Below are 641 nucleotides of genomic sequence, written 5' to 3'. Positions count from 1 at the left end.
ATATCGAAGGTAATAGTGCGAGTTGAACTATTGTCAATAGCACCGATAATCTCTTTAGAGGAAAATCCTTCTTTTAACAAATCTAGTACGGTCTGGTTGGTAACGGTTTCATTCTGTGCATGTAGACCAATGGACATTAGCATCAGATACGTAAGAAATAATACTTTTTTCATTGTTGACTTTGTTTTTTTATAATTGTAGAAATCTTTAATAACCACGTAAATATTCAATTCTGGCATCAATTAAAACTATAAGCAAATATGAGATTCAGATAGCAAGGGATTTGTTTATTTGTAATCAATTTTTAATGTTTGTTCATTTAAGGATAGTTGAACTTTTGGAGTAACTTCCTCATAGGTTGTATTCTCCTTAACTAATTTATTCAGTTCCTCAAATGAAACCTTTCGTCTAACAATCCACTTACCCACATTGGTTCTTGGTTCAAGCATCTCCCATCCCTGTACTTCCAAATATGCGAGACCTTCCATCATATTTCTAACTACAACTGCTTTACCTTCTTTATTTTTCATGATACTTGGTCGTTGTTGTCCGTTTTCTCCTGGTGACATAAGAATAACGAAGCACTGCTCTCCTGTAACCTTATCTGCCCATCGCACTTCAATAGAAGCATAAAGATAGTA

General features: G+C 34.2%; 1 protein-coding gene. It reads right to left on the bottom strand.

All coding sequences use genetic code 11. From position 1 onward, the window contains the following. Nucleotides 1-287: 287 nt before the first annotated feature. Nucleotides 288-641 (bottom strand): hypothetical protein (locus HMPREF9304_RS12185; RefSeq protein WP_036929605.1); only part of this gene is annotated, 354 nt, incomplete at its 5' end.

Source organism: Hoylesella timonensis S9-PR14 (assembly GCF_000762405.1).
Taxonomy (GTDB): domain Bacteria; phylum Bacteroidota; class Bacteroidia; order Bacteroidales; family Bacteroidaceae; genus Prevotella; species Prevotella timonensis_A.
Note: the sequence above shows the minus strand (reverse complement) of the source record. Positions and strands in the feature narration are given on the sequence as shown.